The organism is Desulforamulus profundi (assembly GCF_002607855.1).
In genome coordinates this window covers 24581-43396 of record NZ_AWQQ01000054.1, presented here as the reverse complement: position 1 = coordinate 43396, position 18816 = coordinate 24581, and the positions used below count along the sequence as shown (strand labels likewise).

The window sequence follows — 18816 nt, the reverse complement described above, 5'->3', positions numbered from 1 at the left end:
GCCATGGTAACCAAAATACCACAGCAAGGGGGTGAGACCAAGAAAAACTTTAATTTTGTCAATACAAATTTCTTCTTTTCATAGTTATTCTAACACCGTACTAAGCAATAATCAATAAGCATTGTTGAGAATTCATTAAGTTTATTGTCATCACGATGGTTGTTTTTTTAAACAAAAGCACCTTTTTTTCCTAAAACTGATTGAAGGGGGTTGTCCGCATGAGGGGATTGTATGAAGCGCTAATGAGCGCCTCCAGGGCCCATGCCAGATGGGAACTGGAAATGTCCAACAACATTATCAAAAGTAGAAAACACTTGCTCATTTTATTCATAATGATGCTGCCCTTGATTATTCCGGCCATTGGCCAAGCGGCTGATTTACCGGCCTTCCTTGGTGGCAAAAGTTCCTTTGGACCGTCGCACTATAACCCGACGATGTTTTACGGTTCGATGGCTGTAGGTGTCTGCGCAGGTCTGATTACCGGCTGCATCGGTGCCGGCGGCGGCTTTATTATCACTCCCGCCTTGATGAGCCTGGGTGTAAAAGGTATCCTGGCTGTTGGTACTGACCAGTTCCATATTTTTGCCAAGGCCATTATGGGTACTGTAATTCACAAGAAACTGGGTAACGTAAACATTCCTCTGGCCATTGCGTTCCTGTGCGGTTCCGGACTTGGTGTTACCGCCGGCGGTACCCTGAACCGGGCGCTGTTTAACATGAACCCTGTTTTCAGTGACTTCGTCATCAGTGCGGTCTATGTTTTCATGCTTGGTTTCCTGGGCATCTACTCCATGTACGACTTTATCAAAACCAAAGGGCAAGTCAAAAAAGGCGATGCACACGGCGGTCCCGTCGGTATGACCGGACTGGCGGTTAAGCTTCAGAGCATTAAGCTTGCTCCCATGGTTAAGTTTGACGAAGATATCACCCCCGGTGGTCGTCAGATTTCCGGCTGGTTTGTGGCAATCTGCGGTGCCATTGTAGGTTTTGCGGCAGCCATCATGGGCGTGGGCGGCGGCTTCCTGACCTTCCCGATGTTCGTTTACGGTCTGGGTGTATCCTCCTTCACCACCGTTGGTACCGACATTCTGCAGATTATCTTTACCGCCGGTTACAGCTCCATCGCCCAGTACGCCATCTACGGCTACATCTTCTACACCCTGGCCATGGGCATGCTGGTAGGCTCCCTGTTGGGCATTCAGATCGGCGCAGCCACCACCAAGGTAGTACCGGGTATCTACATCAGAGCCTTTTATGCTGTGGCTATCCTGGCGGGTTTCGTCAACAGAGCCTTTGCAATGCCTGAAAAAATGACTCAAATGGGTTATATAAAAATGACTCCCGAAACAGGCAAATTGCTGGCGGATATCGGTGCCTGGATCTTCTTCGGATTAGTCGTAATCTTTGCCGGTTGGATTATCATGAGTTTTATCCGCGGCATTCCCACCTTACGGGCTGAAAGCGCCAAAGCCGTTGCCGGCAGCGGGAAAGGAGTGAGCCACTAATGATAAGAGACAGTAAAGCATTCTGGATGGCATCATCATGATGATTGCCTTCTGCGGCATCTACCTGTATATGATGAGCCCCTCTTTCGGTAACGGCAGAAACGGGCTGGATTGGGCCGATGACATGTTCAACTCCATTTCCAAGGGTTCCGCCCAGGCAGTTATTTTAGGGGAGATCAAGAAAGCTGAAAAGTGGAACGGCACTGCCATTGAAGTGAACCTGAAGTGCAAGGACGAATCCCAGGCCAAGAGATGGTCCGCCGCCCTGCAAAAGGTGGACGGCGCTGAAGTAAAGGTCGACAAGGAGAAAATTGTCCTCAAGACCGACTTTGGCAAATTGCTGGCCAACGTTTCAGAAGACTGCAAGTCCATGTTCGAGAATAAAGGCGATGTGGTGCAGGCTAAATATAATACCGATCCCAGGGATGCCACCAACCGGTGGTACAGCATCATCAAGGCCATTGGCAAGGATCTAGAAAAGAAGCAGCAGTTTAAACAGTCCGTTTACCTGCAAAACTACCAGAAAAAAGTCATTGAGCCGGCTTATAACTACTACGGCGTTGAGACCAAGTTTGTAAAAGACAATAAAGGTCTGATGACCTTCATGCTGGTCTTCTACATGTTCTACACCCTCTGGTATGGTTTCGCCATCTACTACATCTGCGTAGGTCTCGGCATTACCATGACCAAGGCGGCTAAAAAGTCTGAAGCTTAAAAAGTGTATGATAAAACACCCCTCTCTGCCGGGGTGTTTTTTGTCTGTGGTACCTGGTACCTAAGATATTAAGTTATTTAAACAAAGGGTAAAATTTACAGCGCCGGCGGGATTTGATATGATGAAACTGATTTCCTATATTATGTCTTTGAGGTGAATGTATGGATTTATTCAGTTCATCCAGAATGGGTCTGCAGGCGGCGCCCCTGGCCGAAAGGATGCGCCCCCGGAACCTGGATGACTTTATCGGGCAGGAGCACATCGTGGGCCGGGGCAAACTCCTTCGCCGGGCCATTGAAGCAGACAAGCTGGGTTCCATCATCCTTTATGGCCCCCCGGGCAGCGGCAAAACCACGCTGGCCACCATCATATCGGAAATGACCGCTGCCAATTTTGTTAAGATAAATGCCGTCTCTGCCGGGGTGGTAGAGATCAGGGCGGAAATCAAAAAGGCCAGGGATAATTTGAATTACTATGGCAAAAGGACCATCTTTTTTATCGATGAAATTCATTCCTTAAAACGAGGGGCCCAGCAGGACTGCCTGTTGGAAGCGGTGGAGAAAGGTGAAGTCACGCTCATTGGGGCCACCACGGAAAACCCCTATTTTGAGCTGAACGGGGCACTGTTAAGCCGGTCGCGTATTTTCCAACTGGCGGAGCACCGTGAGGAGGACCTGCGCCGCCTTATTGAGCGCGCCCTGGCAGATGAGGAACATGGTTTGGGAATGTACAAAGTGAAGCTGGATGAGGCCGCCGTGCAGCATTTGATTGACATTTCCGGAGGGGATGCCAGAAATGTTTTAAACGCCCTGGAACTAGCTGTATTGTCCACCGCTTCGGCCCAGGACGGGTACCGTCATATTACCCCGGAAGTGGCGGAGGACTCCACCCAGCAAAGGGTGATTCGTTATGATAAAACAGGTGACAATCATTACGACGTCATATCTGCTTTTATTAAAAGCATCCGGGGCTCAGACCCAGACGCAGCGCTCCATTATTACGCCCGCATGACAGCGGCAGGGGAAGACCAGCGTTTCATTGTTCGCCGGTTAATTGTCCATGCCTCCGAAGACATCGGGTTGGCCGACCCCCAGGCCATGCTGATGGCCCATGCAGCCTGGAACGCCCTGGAAACCGTTGGCATGCCCGAAGCCCGTATTCCCATTGCCCAGTGCATTATCTACCTGGCCACCGCGCCCAAAAGCAACAGTGTCATCTGCGCCATTGATGAAGCCATGGCAGACATTCGAAATAAACCCATCGGCAGGGTGCCCCCCCATTTGAGAGACACCCATTACAGGGGCGCCAAAGAATTGGGCCACACCGGCTACAAGTACCCCCATAACTACCCGGGTCATTACGTAGAGCAGCAATATCTGCCGGATTCCCTGCAGGGGGTAACCTACTACAGGCCAAGCGATCAAGGAAAGGAAAATCACATAAAAAAATAATCTCTCTAAAAATGTCGAAGGAATAATTGGTTTATATGGAGAATTATTACACACTGGAATTACAACCTGAAGGGGGATGACGGGTTGAACGAATTAACGAACCAGGCAGTTAAATTGGCCAAGCGGCAGGCCCAACTGGCCTACCTGGATATTACCGACCGGGAAGTTGAGGTCATGACCGCCCATAAGGATCTGTTTACCAGGGAAGCTGACCGGCTGGTAGAGAATTTTTATAAATACATACTAAATTTTCCCTACCTTAAAGAACTGATTGGTAAATACAGTACGGTGGACCGTTTAAAGGAGACCCAAAAGCAGTATTTTATTTCCCTGTGTGATCCCATTGACGAATCGTACATTGACAGAAGGCTGGCCATTGGCAAGAAACACCAGCAAATCGGCCTGTACCCCAAATGGTATTTGGGGTCCTACCAAATCTACAATGCCGAAATCCAACAAATCCTGGCCAAACATCACGGCAGTTGTACCGAAGCCTATGCCGAGGCTTTGGTGGCCTTTTTAAAAAGGCTGAACTTGGATATGCAACTGGCCATCGAGAACTATATTCTGGATCAGCTGCAGCAGTTAATTTCCTTTCAGCAGGACATTGGCTCGGTGGCTGAGATCATTGACGACATTGCCGAGCAGACTAATATGCTTTCCCTGAACGCTTCCATTGAGGCAGCCAGGGCGGGGGATCATGGCCGCACCTTTGCCGTGGTGGCCCAGGAAGTAAGAAAGCTGGCCGAAAGATCTTCTCAGTCTGCCAGGGACATTGCACAAATGGTGCATTCCAACCAGCAGGCCATTGAAAAAATGAAAAATAACACCGAAGAATAGTATTAACCAAGTAAAAGCCACCCGTAGGGGCGGCTTTTCCCGTATTTAACGCTATGGGGCATCGGTAACGTATGGGGGAATTGACGGACTTTTATTCTTCCGTTAAAGTTACCCACTCCTCCAAATAAAGATCCAGGTCGGATTTCCTTTGGTTTAATTCCTCACTCAGTTTCAAACAAGCTGCGTAGTCCTGAGCAACTTCAGGTTTTTCCAGTTCCTCTTCCAGCCGGCGGATAGCCTCTTCGGTTTGGCTGACTAACCGTTCCAATTCCTCAATTCTCTTCTGTCGTTTTCTCTCCAGCCTTTGCTGCTCTTTACTTTCAAGATAATTTTGTTTCCCTGGCTGAGGCTTTGGCGGTTCCTTGGTCTCTTGGATTTCCGTTTGTTGACCGGACTGCTTTTCCAGGTAGTAGTCATAGTCGCCCGGGTAGTTCCGGATGCCGGAGGGGGTGAGTTCCATGACCCGGGTGGCCATTTTGTTTAAGAAGTACCGGTCGTGGGAAACAAACAAAATGGTTCCAGAATAATCCATCAAAGAGCTCTCCAAAACTTCCCGGCTTAAAATATCCAGGTGGTTGGTGGGTTCATCCAGGATTAACAGGTTGGCTTTTTCCAGCATCAATTTGGCCAGGGAAAGCCGGGCTTTCTCACCGCCGCTCAAATCCCTCACTTTTTTATAGACTTCATCACCCCGGAACAGGAAGTTCCCCAGCACGGTCCGAACGTCTTTTTCATCCATTAAACGGTAATCGTCCCATAGTTCATCCAGTACCGTTTTATCAGGGTTTAACTTTTCCTGCTGCTGGGCATAGTAACCGATGCTGACGTTGGACCCTTTTCGTATTGTACCCCCAAGGGGGTCCAACTGACCGATCAGTGTCTTCAACAGGGTCGACTTGCCAATGCCGTTGGGTCCCAGCAGGGCAACACTTTCCCCTCTCTCAATGAGAAAGGTAATATTGCCGGCCAACTGCACGCCCGGGTACCCGATTTGCAAACCTGCTGCCTGTAAAACTTCCTTACCGCTGGGCCGCTTTATGGCAAAGGAAAAATGAACCTTCTTTTGTGTGACTGCCGGGGCTTCCAACGGTTCCATTTTTTCCAGCGCCTTCAACCGGCTCTGGGCCCTCTTGGTGGTGGAAGCCCGAACGATGTTGCGTTGAACAAAATCCCTGGCCCGTGCTATTTCTTCCTGCTGCTGCTCATATTGTTTAAGCAGGGTTTCCTGCTGCTGAGCCTTCAGGTCAATAAAACCGGAATAATTGGTTTTGTAGGTGGTGGCGGCACCAAACTCCAGTTCAATAATTTTGCTGACAACTTTGTCTAAAAAGTAGCGGTCGTGGGAAACCACCAGAACTGCCCCGGGGTAGGACTGCAGGTGCTGCTCCAACCAGGACAGGGAGCGGATATCCAGGTAGTTGGTGGGCTCGTCCAAAATCAGTAAATCCGGCTTGATTAAAAGGTTTTTGGCCAGGGCCAGGCGGGTTTTTTGCCCCCCGCTGAGCAGCGAGACGGGGGAGTGGTCATCCAACTCCGGGAAATCCAGCCCCTGTAAAACGCCTCTGATCAATGACCGGTAACGATAGCCCCCCTGGTCCCGAAAGGTATCCGAAAGCTGGGCGTACTGGTTCATGATGCGGCGGTAGCGGGCCTCATCCGCCTTCACTTCATCCATGCCCATCATTTCTTCCAATTTTCTCAACTGCTCTTCCTGATCGATCAACTGCTGGAAAACCGAGAGCATTTCCTCGTAAATGGTTCTCCGGGATTCCAGGCCGGTGTCCTGGGATAAATAGCCGACGGTTAACCCGTTGGCCACAAACACTCCTCCGGTATCAGGGGTTAACTGACCGGTTATTATTTTCAGCAGGGTGGATTTACCTGCCCCGTTCACCCCCACCAGACCAGCCTTTTCACCGGACTGAATGGTTAAATTTACATCTTTCAATATTTGTTTTGCGCCAAAGTATTTAGAAATGTTGGCGGTCTGTAGTAAAATCATAATGAACTCCTCCAATATCCCAGTGTACCCCAAGTGGCGTGTTGATACAAGGAAAAGAAGTCCGGTTGGAGGAGAATAACGGGGTGAGCCAATGAGTCATTTTACCAGGGCCTTATTTGCCCTGTTTATCAGTTCCTGTGCGACCTTTGCCGATATTTATGCCACGCAGCCGCTGCTGCCGACCTTTACCCGGCACTTCGGTGTTTCTCCCACGGTGTCCAGTTTGTCCGTCTCCCTGGTTGTCCTTGCCATCGCCCTGTCGTTATTTTATTACGGACCTCTTTCAGATGCCGTGGGACGCAAAAATTTAATGGCCGCCGTCTTGATCGCTGCATCCCTTCCCACCTTTGCTGCGGGTTTTGCCGAAAATTTTTACTTTATCTTACTGATGAGGTTTATCCAGGGGTTGCTGCTGGGTGGATTGCAGTCGGTGGCAATGGCTTATATCGGGGAGGAAATCGATAAGAAAAGGTTGACCCTGGCCATGGGACTTTACATCAGCGGCAACTCCATTGGGGGAATGCTCGGTAGGATCATCAGCGGCGCCATTGCCCATCATTTTTCCTGGCATGAGGTCTTTTGGGTCTTTGGGTTCTGTAATCTTGTGGCGGGCCTGTTACTCTGGGCGTTGCTGCCGCCTTCCAAGAATTTTCAACCCCACCCCTTTTGCCTCCGGCGCGGCCTCGGGGATATGATGGGCCACTTGAGAAATCCTGCCTTGCGGGGCAGTTATTTGATAGGTTTTTTTCTTATGTTCAGCTTTGTGGGGGTTTACAATTATGTTGGCTTTTTACTGGCGGCACCGCCCTATTCTCTTTCCACCCAGGCCATCGGTTTAATCTTTATTACTTATTTAGCGGGTACCGTCAGTTCCACCTTATCCGGCGCGCTGTCCAGCCGGTGGGGGAATCCTATCACCATTGCGGCCAGTGCAATGATTTCCATGGTAGGGCTTTTCATGACGTTCAGTGACAACATCACCATTTTTATCACCGGTTTAACCATCTTTTGCTTTGGTTTCTTCGCCGGTCATTCTGCGGCAAGTTCCTGGGTAAGTATAAATGCCAGGGGAGCTAAATGCGGGGCATCGGGGTTATACTTAGTTATGTATTATATCGGTGGAGGGGTGGGCGGTGCGCTCCTTGGACCCTGTGGGTACACCGGGGGTGGCAGGGGGTTGTAGCCGGGACATCTGTTTGTTTGATCATTGCCATACTCATCACCAGATATTTACAGAGCCTAAGAAAGATACCCACCGGGCCTGCGGAGGAAGTTTGTAAAGCATCCGGATGATAAATGTTTTAAAAGGCAGACAGTTTTGGGATTTGAAAGGGAGAGATAAATATGACGCAAAAAGTACCTCTCTGGACGAAGGATTTTATTCTAATTTGCCTGGCCAATTTGCTGATCTTTACCAGTTTTTATTTTTTGCTGCCCACCCTGCCGGTATTTGTGACAGATGTGCTGCGGGGGGATGAAAGCAATGTGGGCTACATCATCGGTGTGCTCTCCCTGACAGCGGTCATGGTGCGCCCCCTTTCCGGCTACATGCTGGATGCCGTGGGCCGTAAAAAAGTGTTGTTTGCTGCCTTGGCTGCCTTCTGCCTGGCCATGGGGGCCTACACCTTTGTCACCAGCTTAACTTTGTTGTTCCTGTTACGCTTTTTGCATGGCCTGTCCTGGGGCTTTACCACCACCGGAGCCGGCACGGTTGCTTCGGATATTGTGCCTCCGGCCAGAAGGGGAGAGGGGATGGGCTACTACGGGTTGTCCAATACCTGGCCATGGCCGTGGGACCAGCCTGGGATTGATTATTTTACATGAGACGGATTTCAGCACCCTTTTTATGGCCGGCTTTGTCATCGCCGTGGCGGCTTTAATGGCGACGCTGGGCATTTCTTACCAGCAGGAAGTTAGAGAGAAAATAAAGGGAAAACTTACCTTTAACAGCTTTTTTGAGCCCAGGGTGTATTCCCTTTCCGTTATTATGTTTTTTACCGCTCTGGTCTACGGGGGCATTGTCTCCTTTATCACTCTGTACGAGCAGAAAATTGGCATTGCCAACCCCGGCATTTATTTTCTTGTTTATGCCCTGACACTGCTTGTGATACGGCCCTGGGCAGGTAAAAGCTTTGATAAGAACGGCCCCGGGAAGATGATGGGGCTGGATTTCTGGCGATATCCCTGGCCTTTGTTCTGCTGTATATGGCCCGGGGAGATACTTTGTTTACCGCATCCGCGGTGGCCATGGGTGTGGGTTTTGGCATTGTTCACCCCACGGCCATGGCCATGGCCATCAACCGGGTGGAACCCTTCCGCCGGGGAGCCGCCAACGGCACTATTTTCAGCGCCTTTGACCTGGGAATCGGGCTGGGTTCCATCTTCCTGGGGGTTCTCTCCAAACAGGTGGGACTGTCTTATATGTATCTCACCTGCAGTTTTATTATGGTCATCCCCCTGATCCTGTTTTATCTGAAGGATGCCGGGGAGTATACGGCAGTAAAGCAGTCCTCAAACTAGCAGCGATTTTGTTTTAATGGGGTGATTCACTTGTTTCCGAAACCGGAGTGGTATCAAGCAATTCAGGGCAGGGTTTCCCGCAGGAGTTTCAAAGCCGATCCTATTTCCGATGACGTAATTGCCAGGCTGGACCGGTTATGCCTGCAGTTCAGATTTACGGAGGCCAGAGCCGAACTGGTGCTGGATGCATCGGGGGCCATCTTCAAGGGGGCCATCGGTCCTACGGGAAGATTAAGGGGGCCCCGGCTTATCTCGCCTTTATCGGGGATATCGGTTTTCCCAATTATAAGGAAAAGGTTGGCTACCTGGGAGAAGGATTTATTTTGGAGGCCACCCTCTTGGGACTTTCCACCTGCTGGGTGGGAGGCTTTTTCCGGCCTGAGGCAGTGGCCCGGCGGATTCATATCGATCCCGGAGAGAAGGTGTTGGCAGTAACCCCGCTGGGATATAGCAAGCAGGGCTATACTCTGGAAGAAAAATTGCTGTCCGGCATGGCCAGGAGCAGGCAAAGGAAAGAACTGTCCGAACTGACCGGGGGATTACCACCCGGTGAGTGGCCCGGATGGGTCAGAACGGCCTTGCAGGCGGCCCGCCTAGCCCCTTCGGCGGTCAACCGACAACCCTGGCGCTTCAGGATTGAACCGGACCAAATTACGGTTAGCGTGGATTCCCTGCAGGATTCCTATCATATCCCGAAACGATTGGACTGCGGCATTGCCATGATGCACCTGGAACTGGGGGCCATGGCTGCCGGAGTGAGCGGAAAATGGGATTATTTAAAGGGACAAGAGGTGGCAGTTTTTAAAACAGAAAACCGGAACCGCTGGCATTTTGCCAGCGGTTCCGGTGAAGAAGCGCTTATTTTATGAGTTCAATGCACATTCCGGAGCGTTGGGGTTAATGGCGCACTTTACTTTTTTGTAGCCTTTCACAGCAGGGGCCACCACAAAGTACACAAACATCATGGTCAGTGGGTTAACAACCGCCAGGTATCTCATATGCGAAACCTCCTTGGAAACTTGTTAAAATAATATTACTGTTTTGAAAATTACAAAAAAGTCATTGGGGAGACATTATAATGTCATCTTTCTGACGTCAAATAACTTTTTTAACAAATAATGACAAGCCTCTAAAAAAGAGCTATTATAGTAGATACAGCTTAATACAAGCGCTTCGTGTGTAAGACGAAGGACCCGAGGAGAGGTTTTGTCCTTTCCGAGCAGCCATTTCCGGCATTCTTTGTTCCTAAAAAAACAAGAAAAATATTTAGAGTTTTACAAGTAATACGAAAGGGCGGTGACCCGGTGGCACATATTTTTGATGCCAGGAAAATGGCAAAATTAGATGACCCGCGCAGAAAAGAGTTTATTTCCCCCGGTAAAATCATGGAACTCCTGCAAATACAAGAGGGAGAGATCGTTTCAGACCTGGGCTGCGGTATTGGTTACCTCACTTTGCCGGCAGCTCAAAGAGTGGGTTCCGGCGGTTTTGTTTTCGGTTTGGATATTCAGGAGGCGATGCTGGTGGAGGCTTTAGCCAGGAGCAGGCAAAACAACTTGTACAATATCGCCTGGGTTTTGACGCCGCCCGACCGAATCAGTTTGCCTGCAGAAAGTGTAGACTGTCTGACGATGGTTATGGTGGCCCATGAAATCCCCGACCTGGGGGGCATGCTGAAAGAATGCCGCCGGGTTCTGCGCCCGGGCGGCAGAGTTGGCATCGTCGAATGGAATCAGACCTTTACGGAAATAGGGCCGCCTTTGGATCACCGGTTAAAGCCGGAAGTATTACTGCAGGAAATGGAAAAACAGGCTTTGCCGGTCTGGAATTGACAGAACTTAGCAACGCTGCCTATCTGGTAAAGGGAGGCAGAGAAAAGGGGGGTCGCTATGGACGCTAACCTGAAAATTACGGTGATCACCGAGAATACGGTCCCTAAAAGACACCTGCTGGCGGAACACGGGTTATCGTTATTGGTTGAATGCGGCGGTTTTAAGCTGCTCTTTGATACGGGTCAGGGGCTGGCCATTGATCATAACGTAAAAGCCTTAAAGGTTGACCTAACTCAAATTAACGCCATCGCCCTGAGCCACGGGCATAACGACCATACCGGCGGGCTGAAAAAAGTTCTGGCCCTCAGTGGACCCAAACCGGTCTATGGACACCCGGGAATTTTTGATGAGAAATATTCGGTGAACCCGGCAGGGGAGCGAAGCCTCAACGGGATTCCCTTCACCAGAGAGGAACTGGCCGCCCTGGGGGCGGAATTCCGTTTAGAAAGCGGGCCGGTACATTTAAGCAAAGAGATTATTCTCTGCGGCCAGGTGCCCAGGGTGACGGATTTGAGGGTTTAAACCCGCACTTTGCGATAAAGAAAGGGGAAGAGGTCGCCATCGACCCGTTGCTGGATGACCAGGCCCTCTTTATTCGGACCCCCAGGGGAATTGTCGTGGTGGTGGGCTGCAGTCATTCGGGCCTGATCAATATTCTGCGGTACGCCCAACAGGTCACGGGCAGCCCGTCGATTTATGCGGTGGTGGGCGGTACCCATCTGGTGGCGGCCAATGATGAGCGGCTGCACGTAACCATTCAGGCATTAAAGGAGATGCAGGTGGAGAAGCTGGCGGTCTCCCATTGCACGGGTTTCCATGCTCAAATGAAGCTGCAAGAGGCCTTTGGGGATGGGTTTGTGTTGAACAATGTGGGGAATACGCTAACCATTTGAGGTAGAGCCGCCCTGCCGGGCGGCTCCTATGTTTGTGGTTTAAAATTCTCAATTAACAACAGCTTACCTGACCTGTGCATCCCTTTGATTTCCTTCTCCCGGGACAGGGCCTGGCCCTTGGAATATCCTTCCTCCATATAGACCAGCTTTACCGGCAACCTTCCCCGGGTAAATTTGCTGGCCTTACCCTGCCGGTGCATTTCCAGCCGGCGCTCCAACCGATTGGTGATGCCGGTATAAAGACACCCGTCGGAGCATTCCAGCATGTAGACCACATATTGATGAGCGGGATTTAAATGGGACTCAACCAAGCAGGGGTCGCTCCTTTCCTGAAACATGTCATGGTATGATTTTACCAAATCGTAAGCTGCCCGGGTATATTTAGTACAATAAATGACGATTACCCTTTTTAAAGCTGTTAAGACATTGAAAACAAAAACCAGGGTCTGGCGGGAGACTGCCGGTGACCCTGGTTTTTATCGTGAAACTTAAATAAAATACCAGCAAAAACTTATTTTCTATCTTTAATCAGGTGCTCCTGTTGAGGGCAGGCGCCTTTACACTTTCTATAGAAGTTGTAACAGCTGAAGAACAACCACCCAACTTGCGTTTGCCCGGTCTCATAGTCCATTTTCGGTTCGATCGTAATGTCTTCGTTAATTTTCTCACAGAACTTTTCCACCTAAGTCACCTCCTTAATTAACTAACTATATATGAATTATATTCAAAAATTAACTATAATACAACATAGTTGTAAGATCATTCTAGATAAATAGATTATTAATGCTAAAAATAATAGCAAAGATCCTAATTCATTTACAGATATCCCGAGTTTTAAAGGTTTGTTAAGATTTAGCAGGAACAATCCGGGAAGCCTAGAAAAATAGTACTATCATTGGAGAATTGTATTTGCCTGTTTGGTGTAAAATTATGGTAGATGCTCTATGGAAAGGAATTGGCAGCATGATTAGAGTCTCAGGAATCAAATTGTCCCTGGATCAGGACGAGGCGGACATTAGGAAGGGTTTACTGGCAAAACTGAGGATTAAAGAAAGGGATTTAATTGAATATAACATTTTTAAACGCTCCATTGATGCCAGAAAAAAAGACAAGATTTGTTTTGTGTACACGGTGGATGCCGTTTTGGTCAATGAAGATAAAATTTTATGCAAATTTGCCGGAGACAAAGATGTTACCCCCACGCCCAACCTTACCTATGAGTATATTACACCCGGTGCGGTGCCGTTAAAGAACCGGCCTGTGATTATCGGCACAGGCCCTGCCGGTTTGTTTGCCGGTTTAATCTTAGCCGTCATGGGATACCGGCCCCTGTTGTTGGAACGTGGGGCCGATGTGGTCCGGAGAACCGAGGCGGTAAAAACCTTCTGGGCCACCGGCAGGCTGGATACCGAGTGCAACGTCCAGTTTGGGGAAGGGGGAGCGGGCACCTTTTCAGACGGCAAACTTACTACACTGATCCGCGACCTCAGGTGCCGCAAAGTGCTGGAAGAAATGGTGGCGGCGGGCGCCCCGGCGGAAATCTTGTATTCCCACAAGCCCCACGTGGGAACGGACATTTTGCGGCATGTGGTGAAAAACATCCGCCAGCACATCATCAGCCTGGGAGGAGAAGTTTGCTTTAACAGCAAGGTGACGGAGATTTTACTGGAGCAGGGGGCGGTTACCGGAGTTGTGGTGAATGACCAGGAAAAGATTGATACTGAAGCGGTGATTTTGGCCATTGGTCACAGTGCCCGGGATACCTTTAAAATGCTCTATGACAGAGGTGTTAAACTATCTCCTAAGGCCTTTTCCATCGGTGTAAGAATTGAGCATCCCCAGTCTGTCATCGACCGGGCCCAGTATAAGCAGTTTGCCTGTCATGCCAGGCTGGGGCCCGCTGAATACAAATTATCGTACCACTCACCCAGCGGCCGGTCCGCCTACACCTTTTGCATGTGCCCCGGTGGTGTGGTGGTGGCGGCAGCATCCGAAGAGGGCGGGGTGGTTACCAACGGGATGAGCGAGCATGCTCGGGATGCCGCCAATGCCAACAGCGCCCTGCTGGTGGGGGTGACTCCCGCTGATTTCGGCAGTGAACACCCGCTGGCCGGCGTTGAGTTCCAGCGGCGATGGGAGAGGCAGGCCTATGAACTGGCTGGCAGCAATTATCACGCCCCGGCGCAGTTGGTGGGTGATTTTCTCGCAGACAGGCCTTCCCGGACCATCGGCCAGGTCCAACCGTCCTACCGTAAAGCGGTCACCCTGGCGGAGCTCAAACACTGCCTGCCCCGGTACGTGGTGGAAACACTAAAGGAAGCCATCCTGGAATTTGATAAAAAGCTAAAGGGTTTTGCCCTGCCGGATGCCGTGCTGACCGGGGTGGAAACCAGGAGTTCCTCTCCCGTCCGCATTGAACGAAACGAGCAGCGGGAGTCCAACATTGCCGGCCTTTACCCTGCCGGTGAAGGGGCGGGATATGCCGGGGGGATCGTTTCAGCGGCTGTGGACGGCATCCGGGTGGCGGAGGCTGTGGCTGCGAAGTATAAACCGCTGGGAGATGGAACTTATGTCTAAGGCAAAGGGACCTGATGTAATTGTTGTGGGCGGCGGGGCAGCAGGTTTGCTGGCGGCCATCGTGGCCAGGCGGCACGGGGCGCAAGTCACCCTTTTGGAGAGAAACCAGCGGGTTGGCAAAAAAATTCTCGCCACCGGCAACGGCCGGTGCAACCTGACCAACACCGATATGCAGCTGTCCCATTTTCATGGCTCGCATCCCAAATTTGCTTATCCTGCCCTGAATAAATTTGATAATTGCCAGACCATTGAATTTTTTGAGCGGCTGGGGATTTCCCACAAAGTTGAAGAGAGGGGAAAGGTGTTTCCCTTTTCCAACCAGGCCTCCAGTGTACTGGATGTTCTCAGGCATGAGCTGGAGGAATTAGGAGTGGAAACCGTCGTCGAAGCGGAGGTCAAGGAAATTAAGAAAGGCCCAAGGGGTTTTGAAATCCTGGTCAAAGGCGGCCGGCAGTATTCTGGCCAGCGGGTTATTCTGGCCACCGGTGGGAAAGCAGCTCCCAACCTGGGGTCCACTGGCAGCGGCTATGAACTTGCTCAAAAACTGGGCCACCGGCTGGTGGAGCCCTTTCCGGCCCTGGTGCAGTTAAAACTGGCGGAACCCTTCTTGAAATCAATCAAAGGCATTAAGTTCGACGGTGATGCAGAGATTCTTGTCAAGGATAAGACTGTAGCCCGGGCCCGGGGAGAGATTCTTTTTACCGAGTACGGCATATCCGGCCCGCCCATTTTTGATCTCAGCAGAACCGCTGCTCACTGGCTGCAGAAAAAAGAAAGGGTCTGGCTCAGGGTGATTATGATCAATCACTACTCCAGGGATGAACTGGCAGCCTATGTAACGAAACGTTTTCAAGACAATCCCGGCAAAACCCTGGCCTTTAGTTTTGTGGGTTTCATTAACAAGCAGCTGGTACCGGTGCTGCTAAAACAGGCCGGCATCCAGGATATCCATAAAAAAGTGGCCGAAGTGACCGCCCGGGAGCGGGAAAAGATTATTGACATTTTACAGGACTGGCGTTTTGGAGTGACGGGCACCAACCCCTGGTCCGCTGCCCAGGTGACCGCCGGCGGCATTGATGTGCGGGATATCAACCCGCAGACCATGGAATCCAAAATCGTGCCGGGATTGTTCTTTGCCGGGGAGATCCTGGACATTGACGGCGACTGTGGCGGCTACAACCTCCAGTGGGCCTGGTCCTCCGGCTACGTGGCGGGAGAAAGCGCAGCCACTATTGAGAAGTGAGGTGTGAGAAAGTAAGATGTGAGAAGGAAGGATGTTGAGGTTAGACTGCGTGAATTATTCGAACGAGTATGTTTAGAGTTGTTGACAATCAAAGGAGAGATGAATGCCCAGACTAAAAAGATTAAGGTTAAAGATGCCCTTTGGGGCCCGCATGATGAAGACCGCCGTGGCGGTGATGTTGTCCGTCTACCTGGCCCAGGTGTTTAACTTGAACGCAGTGGTGGGGGCGGTAACAGCCATTATTAATGTGCAGCCCTCCTTAAGCAGGTCCCTGCGGAATGCTATCGAACAAATTAACGTGCATATCCTGGGAGTTGCCGTAGCGCTGGTAATCGGTCATCTTTGGGCCCCCGGTCCCCTGGCCATGGGGTTGGCAACGCCGCTGGTGATTTGGACGGTATTGAAACTGGGCTTTGGCGATGTGGTGATGGCCCTGGTGCCCATGGTGATCATTTTAAGCTCACCGGAGGAAGCCTTTCTTTCCGAAGCACTTTACCGGAGCCTGGTCATTTTCCTTGGATTGGGCGTCGGGCTGATGGTGAATGCCCTGGTCGCTCCACCTCGTTACCGGGACCGTTTGATCACCGGTTTACAGCGGTTGAATGATGTAACGGCGGAGTTTTTCTGCAATCTGGCGGACGGATTTATCCAATTACGATTAATGCCCGATGAGGAGTACCGGCAAAGGCGGCATGAAGTTAAAAACCTATTAAATGAGAGCCGCCTTTATCTGGAACTGTGGAAAGAACAGCTGGGTGAGAATAAAACTCCCTATCCCTGGCAGGACCAGCTATTAGAAAGGTACATTGACTTTAACTCCAACCTTTACCACAAGTGCAAAGATACTTACGATACCACCGTAGCCCGCATCGCCTGGCGGAAACAGCTGGGAGACCCACCCATCGGTCCGGAATTTCAGGCCATCCTGGCCATGTTGCAGCATGCCAACAGGGATTTTGAACGGCTGAACAGGGAACTGCGGCAAGCTTTGTTCGAAGGGGCGCCGGCCAAACATTATCCGGTGGATGACGCCTACTGGCAGGAAATGAGTGAGTTTATCGATTTGTGGCATACCAAACTGACCGGGGCCTACTACATGCACGCCCTGATGTTTCTGGCGGTGGTGGCCAACAACCTGAAATTCGCCAACCGCGCAGCCAAGGAATACCTGAATATTATTCACGAGAACCAGAACTTGACCCGTTCGGAAATGAGGAAAAACTTAGATACAGGGCTGGATAATCGTTAGATTATTGAGGCGGGTGAGCAGGTTGTATGCTATAATGGTAAAATAATCTAAAACTATGCTGTTTGGAGTGAATGCCCCTTGGATATCACAGCCGGAGAACTTCGAAAAAAACGGATTACATTTACCCTGATTTTTGTGGCCTTCACGGCAGTCTATGGGCTCATTACCTGGATGGGTGAGGGTAAGCTGACGGAACAGGCCCAGCAGTATATTGTTCTGGGGTGGAGATTATCCATCGCGGCCCTTTCCCTGTGGTTTGCTACGCCATCGGCATAAAAAAACAAACCACCTGGTTTGTCAGTATGCTGGCCATTCTGCCATTGTTTCCTGGTTGGGGGTATTGTATTTATTGTTTAAGAGTGGGACCATGCTGGTAGCTGCCAAAAAGGGTGAAACCTCCCAAACAGCAGGCAGGCAGCGGGATGTTATCGATGTCAAAAGCGAGGACAGGGCAAGGAAGAACAAGAAAAAATCAAAGAAATAACCGGAAGGGTGGCCCGCAAGCCACCCTTTTTTACTTGCTTTAAATTTAACATGGTAGGGTAGCTCTGCCGGGAATACGGCAGCAAATATGAAATAAGACAATAGTCCTATTCAAATAAGATTCCACTGCAAAAAGTGTTTGGTTAGACCCTATTTTCTTCTTATCTCTTTAATATAATTCGATATTCATGCCTTTAGTTCCTACTTTTGGGGGTGGGGTTTCCAGAAATTTCGGGGGTTTTTGCAGTAGAATCATTCCTCAATTAGGATAAATTATAACAAGCTTATATTTTTACCTCCGAGCCGTACAAGCAAGTTTATTGGCCTCATCACATAGTGCCAAAAATAGGTTGAAAATATACAACTCCCCCCGTATAATAGTGTTAACCATAGAACAAATACAGGTTAACAATAAGGGGGGTGAAATTTTGAAGGGAAATCGTCCTATGAAAAGGCTAATCTTTGTCACCGGCACTGATACGGGGGTGGGAAAAACCGTGATCACTGCCGGACTTTTAGCTGTTTTCAGGAAAAAAGGTTATATGACCTTGGCCATCAAGCCTTTTCAAACGGGAGCCACCAGGCGTGAAGGAATTCTTTTTTCCCCAGATGCTATGTTTTATAGAGAAATCGGATTGCAGGATGAGCCTCTGGAAGTTTTAAATCCCGTTGCCCTGGAACCTCCTGCTGCGCCCTTCGTGGCTTCCATCCTTACATATACCCCCATAGAACTGTCCAAGGTATACCAGGCAGTTGCAGAGGTCTTGCCTCGCTATGACCTGGTTATTTTGGAGGGGGCCGGAGGTTTATGCGTACCCATCCTAAAGGATTTTTTTATGGCTGACTTGGCCCGGGAGCTGGGTTGTCCGGTACTGGTAGTCGCGCGTGGTTCCCTAGGGACCATTAATCATACCCTCCTGACTGTCCGGTATGCCCAGACCCAGGGAATTCCTGTTCTGGGGGTAATTATTAATGGCCTAAGTCCTGGAACTGACCAGGTGGGGAATCTCAATCCTTGGGTTATCAAAGAACTTTCTGGTGTTCCTTTGTTTGGGGTAGTCCCTTTCTCCCCCTCCATCGATGTGGATAAAAGAAAGATTGGTAACCTGGTTGAGCTCATGGAAGATTCTTTAAATTTCAATGGATTGGAGGAAGCAATCTTTGGAAAATTTGGAGATTTGGGATAAGGAATATGTATGGCACCCCTTTACTCAGATGCAACAATATCGTAATGAAGAGACGCCCATTATTGAAAGGGGAGAAGGGAGCTATCTCTTTGATACTAAAGGACGGAAATACCTTGACGGCATATCTTCTTTATGGGTCACTACCCACGGCCACTGTTGCCGGGAAATCAACGAAGCAATCCAGGCCCAGCTGAATAAAATCAGCCACTCTACCCTACTGGGTTTAGCCAATGTCCCCTCTATCCTGTTGGCCAAGAAACTGGTGGAAATTACGCCGCAAGGTTTAACCAAGGTGTTCTATTCCGATTCGGGGGCGACA

At 50.0% G+C, this 18816-nt stretch carries 20 protein-coding genes and 2 pseudogenes; 18 read left to right on the top strand and 4 right to left on the bottom strand.

Features of this window, described 5'->3' with window-relative positions; genetic code table 11:
- The first annotated feature begins 218 nt into the window (after positions 1-218).
- The 4 genes and pseudogenes from P378_RS09330 (at position 219) to P378_RS22910 (ending at position 4511) form a co-directional block, all read left to right on the top strand.
- Entirely contained in the window at positions 219-1505 is a 1287-nt protein-coding gene (locus tag P378_RS09330) for a sulfite exporter TauE/SafE family protein (protein ID WP_099083052.1), read from the top strand.
- A pseudogene (locus tag P378_RS09325) lies at positions 1505-2220 on the top strand (hypothetical protein). The gene P378_RS09330 and the pseudogene P378_RS09325 overlap by 1 nt, the downstream one beginning before the upstream one ends.
- A 161-nt stretch (positions 2221-2381) precedes the next feature.
- The gene (locus tag P378_RS09320; RefSeq protein ID WP_099083051.1) at positions 2382-3671 is read left to right on the top strand and encodes a replication-associated recombination protein A; all 1290 of its coding nucleotides are present in this window, start codon (positions 2382-2384) and stop codon (positions 3669-3671) included.
- A gap of 84 nt (positions 3672-3755) precedes the next feature.
- Positions 3756-4511, top strand: a complete 756-nt coding sequence (locus tag P378_RS22910) for a globin-coupled sensor protein (RefSeq protein ID WP_099083050.1) — start codon at positions 3756-3758, stop codon at positions 4509-4511.
- Positions 4512-4602: 91 nt separating this feature from the next.
- Here the strand turns inward: P378_RS22910 and P378_RS09310 are convergent, their stop codons facing one another.
- Positions 4603-6513 carry an ABC-F family ATP-binding cassette domain-containing protein gene (locus P378_RS09310; RefSeq protein WP_099083049.1) on the bottom strand — a complete coding sequence of 637 codons (1911 nt, stop codon included), beginning with the start codon at positions 6511-6513 and terminating at the stop codon, positions 4603-4605.
- Between the two features lie 91 nt (positions 6514-6604).
- On the opposite strand from P378_RS09310, the gene P378_RS09305 reads away from it, so the two are divergent.
- The 4 genes from P378_RS09305 to P378_RS09295 all read left to right on the top strand — a co-directional run bounded on the left by P378_RS09305 (position 6605) and on the right by P378_RS09295 (position 9902).
- Entirely contained in the window at positions 6605-7696 is a 1092-nt protein-coding gene (locus tag P378_RS09305; RefSeq protein WP_099083048.1) for an MFS transporter, read from the top strand.
- 161 nt (positions 7697-7857) lie between these two features.
- Complete coding sequence (locus P378_RS21530) at positions 7858-8337, top strand: MFS transporter (RefSeq protein WP_238473079.1); 480 nt, start codon at positions 7858-7860, stop codon at positions 8335-8337.
- 348 nt (positions 8338-8685) lie between these two features.
- Positions 8686-9033, top strand: coding sequence for an MFS transporter (locus tag P378_RS21525; RefSeq protein WP_274378686.1), 348 nt, complete (start codon positions 8686-8688; stop codon positions 9031-9033).
- Between the two features lie 137 nt (positions 9034-9170).
- Positions 9171-9902 (top strand): nitroreductase family protein, encoded by a 732-nt coding sequence (locus tag P378_RS09295; protein ID WP_238473077.1) that lies wholly within the window; start codon positions 9171-9173, stop codon positions 9900-9902.
- Here P378_RS09295 and P378_RS22905 read toward each other — a convergent pair.
- The gene (locus P378_RS22905) at positions 9897-10031 is read right to left on the bottom strand and encodes a hypothetical protein (protein ID WP_274378677.1); all 135 of its coding nucleotides are present in this window, start codon (positions 10029-10031) and stop codon (positions 9897-9899) included. The two genes, P378_RS09295 and P378_RS22905, sit on opposite strands and share 6 nt — an antisense overlap.
- Before the next feature lie 306 nt (positions 10032-10337).
- Here P378_RS22905 and P378_RS09290 point away from each other — a divergent pair, with 306 nt between their 5' ends.
- The 3 genes from P378_RS09290 to P378_RS21515 are packed head-to-tail and all read left to right on the top strand — an operon-like array spanning position 10338 to position 11758.
- Positions 10338-10865, top strand: a complete 528-nt coding sequence (locus P378_RS09290) for a class I SAM-dependent methyltransferase (protein WP_238473076.1) — start codon at positions 10338-10340, stop codon at positions 10863-10865.
- Positions 10866-10922: 57 nt separating this feature from the next.
- On the top strand, positions 10923-11387 hold the full coding sequence (locus P378_RS21520) for an MBL fold metallo-hydrolase (protein ID WP_238473075.1): 465 nt from the start codon (positions 10923-10925) through the stop codon (positions 11385-11387).
- A 47-nt stretch (positions 11388-11434) separates the two neighbouring features.
- Positions 11435-11758 (top strand): MBL fold metallo-hydrolase, encoded by a 324-nt coding sequence (locus P378_RS21515; protein ID WP_238473074.1) that lies wholly within the window; start codon positions 11435-11437, stop codon positions 11756-11758.
- Positions 11759-11784: 26 nt separating this feature from the next.
- Here the strand turns inward: P378_RS21515 and P378_RS09280 are convergent, their stop codons facing one another.
- Together P378_RS09280 and P378_RS19515 are read right to left on the bottom strand one after the other, a co-directional pair.
- Positions 11785-12069: a GIY-YIG nuclease family protein gene (locus P378_RS09280; RefSeq protein WP_420795989.1), complete on the bottom strand. Its 285-nt coding sequence runs from the start codon at positions 12067-12069 to the stop codon at positions 11785-11787.
- Positions 12070-12269: 200 nt separating this feature from the next.
- A complete protein-coding gene (locus tag P378_RS19515; protein WP_180261042.1) occupies positions 12270-12440 on the bottom strand; it encodes a hypothetical protein in 171 nt (56 codons plus the stop codon).
- Positions 12441-12721: 281 nt separating this feature from the next.
- Between P378_RS19515 and P378_RS09275 the strand changes: the two genes are divergently transcribed.
- The 7 genes and pseudogenes from P378_RS09275 to P378_RS22895 all read left to right on the top strand — a co-directional run.
- Positions 12722-14335: an NAD(P)/FAD-dependent oxidoreductase gene (locus tag P378_RS09275; protein WP_099083047.1), complete on the top strand. Its 1614-nt coding sequence runs from the start codon at positions 12722-12724 to the stop codon at positions 14333-14335.
- The gene (locus tag P378_RS09270) at positions 14328-15578 is read left to right on the top strand and encodes a BaiN/RdsA family NAD(P)/FAD-dependent oxidoreductase (RefSeq protein ID WP_099083046.1); all 1251 of its coding nucleotides are present in this window, start codon (positions 14328-14330) and stop codon (positions 15576-15578) included. The genes P378_RS09275 and P378_RS09270 overlap by 8 nt, the downstream gene beginning before the upstream one ends.
- Before the next feature lie 103 nt (positions 15579-15681).
- Positions 15682-16827, top strand: coding sequence for an FUSC family protein (locus P378_RS09265; RefSeq protein WP_099083045.1), 1146 nt, complete (start codon positions 15682-15684; stop codon positions 16825-16827).
- A gap of 78 nt (positions 16828-16905) precedes the next feature.
- On the top strand, positions 16906-17103 hold the full coding sequence (locus P378_RS09260; RefSeq protein WP_099083044.1) for a hypothetical protein: 198 nt from the start codon (positions 16906-16908) through the stop codon (positions 17101-17103).
- Between the two features lie 73 nt (positions 17104-17176).
- A complete protein-coding gene (locus P378_RS22900) occupies positions 17177-17311 on the top strand; it encodes a hypothetical protein (protein ID WP_274378676.1) in 135 nt (44 codons plus the stop codon).
- A 427-nt stretch (positions 17312-17738) separates the two neighbouring features.
- The gene (gene bioD / locus P378_RS09255) at positions 17739-18497 is read left to right on the top strand and encodes a dethiobiotin synthase (protein ID WP_143338446.1); all 759 of its coding nucleotides are present in this window, start codon (positions 17739-17741) and stop codon (positions 18495-18497) included.
- Positions 18451-18807, top strand: a pseudogene (locus P378_RS22895) (aminotransferase class III-fold pyridoxal phosphate-dependent enzyme); the annotation flags it as partial. The gene bioD and the pseudogene P378_RS22895, both read left to right, overlap by 47 nt.
- Positions 18808-18816: the final 9 nt, after the last annotated feature.

What these genes read in the sequence shown, in the direction of transcription:
- P378_RS09305 (WP_099083048.1), top strand. Translation starts at nt 6,605, where the DNA reads ATGAGTCATTTTACCAGGGCCTTATTTGCCCTGTTTATCAGTTCCTGT.
- P378_RS09270 (WP_099083046.1), top strand. Translation starts at nt 14,328, where the DNA reads ATGTCTAAGGCAAAGGGACCTGATGTAATTGTTGTGGGCGGCGGGGCA.
- P378_RS09330 (WP_099083052.1), top strand. Translation starts at nt 219, where the DNA reads ATGAGGGGATTGTATGAAGCGCTAATGAGCGCCTCCAGGGCCCATGCC.
- P378_RS09265 (WP_099083045.1), top strand. Translation starts at nt 15,682, where the DNA reads ATGCCCAGACTAAAAAGATTAAGGTTAAAGATGCCCTTTGGGGCCCGC.
- P378_RS22905 (WP_274378677.1), bottom strand. Translation starts at nt 10,031, where the DNA reads ATGAGATACCTGGCGGTTGTTAACCCACTGACCATGATGTTTGTGTAC.
- P378_RS09275 (WP_099083047.1), top strand. Translation starts at nt 12,722, where the DNA reads ATGATTAGAGTCTCAGGAATCAAATTGTCCCTGGATCAGGACGAGGCG.
- P378_RS09295 (WP_238473077.1), top strand. Translation starts at nt 9,171, where the DNA reads ATGCCTGCAGTTCAGATTTACGGAGGCCAGAGCCGAACTGGTGCTGGA.
- P378_RS09310 (WP_099083049.1), bottom strand. Translation starts at nt 6,513, where the DNA reads ATGATTTTACTACAGACCGCCAACATTTCTAAATACTTTGGCGCAAAA.
- P378_RS09320 (WP_099083051.1), top strand. Translation starts at nt 2,382, where the DNA reads ATGGATTTATTCAGTTCATCCAGAATGGGTCTGCAGGCGGCGCCCCTG.
- P378_RS21520 (WP_238473075.1), top strand. Translation starts at nt 10,923, where the DNA reads ATGGACGCTAACCTGAAAATTACGGTGATCACCGAGAATACGGTCCCT.
- P378_RS21530 (WP_238473079.1), top strand. Translation starts at nt 7,858, where the DNA reads ATGACGCAAAAAGTACCTCTCTGGACGAAGGATTTTATTCTAATTTGC.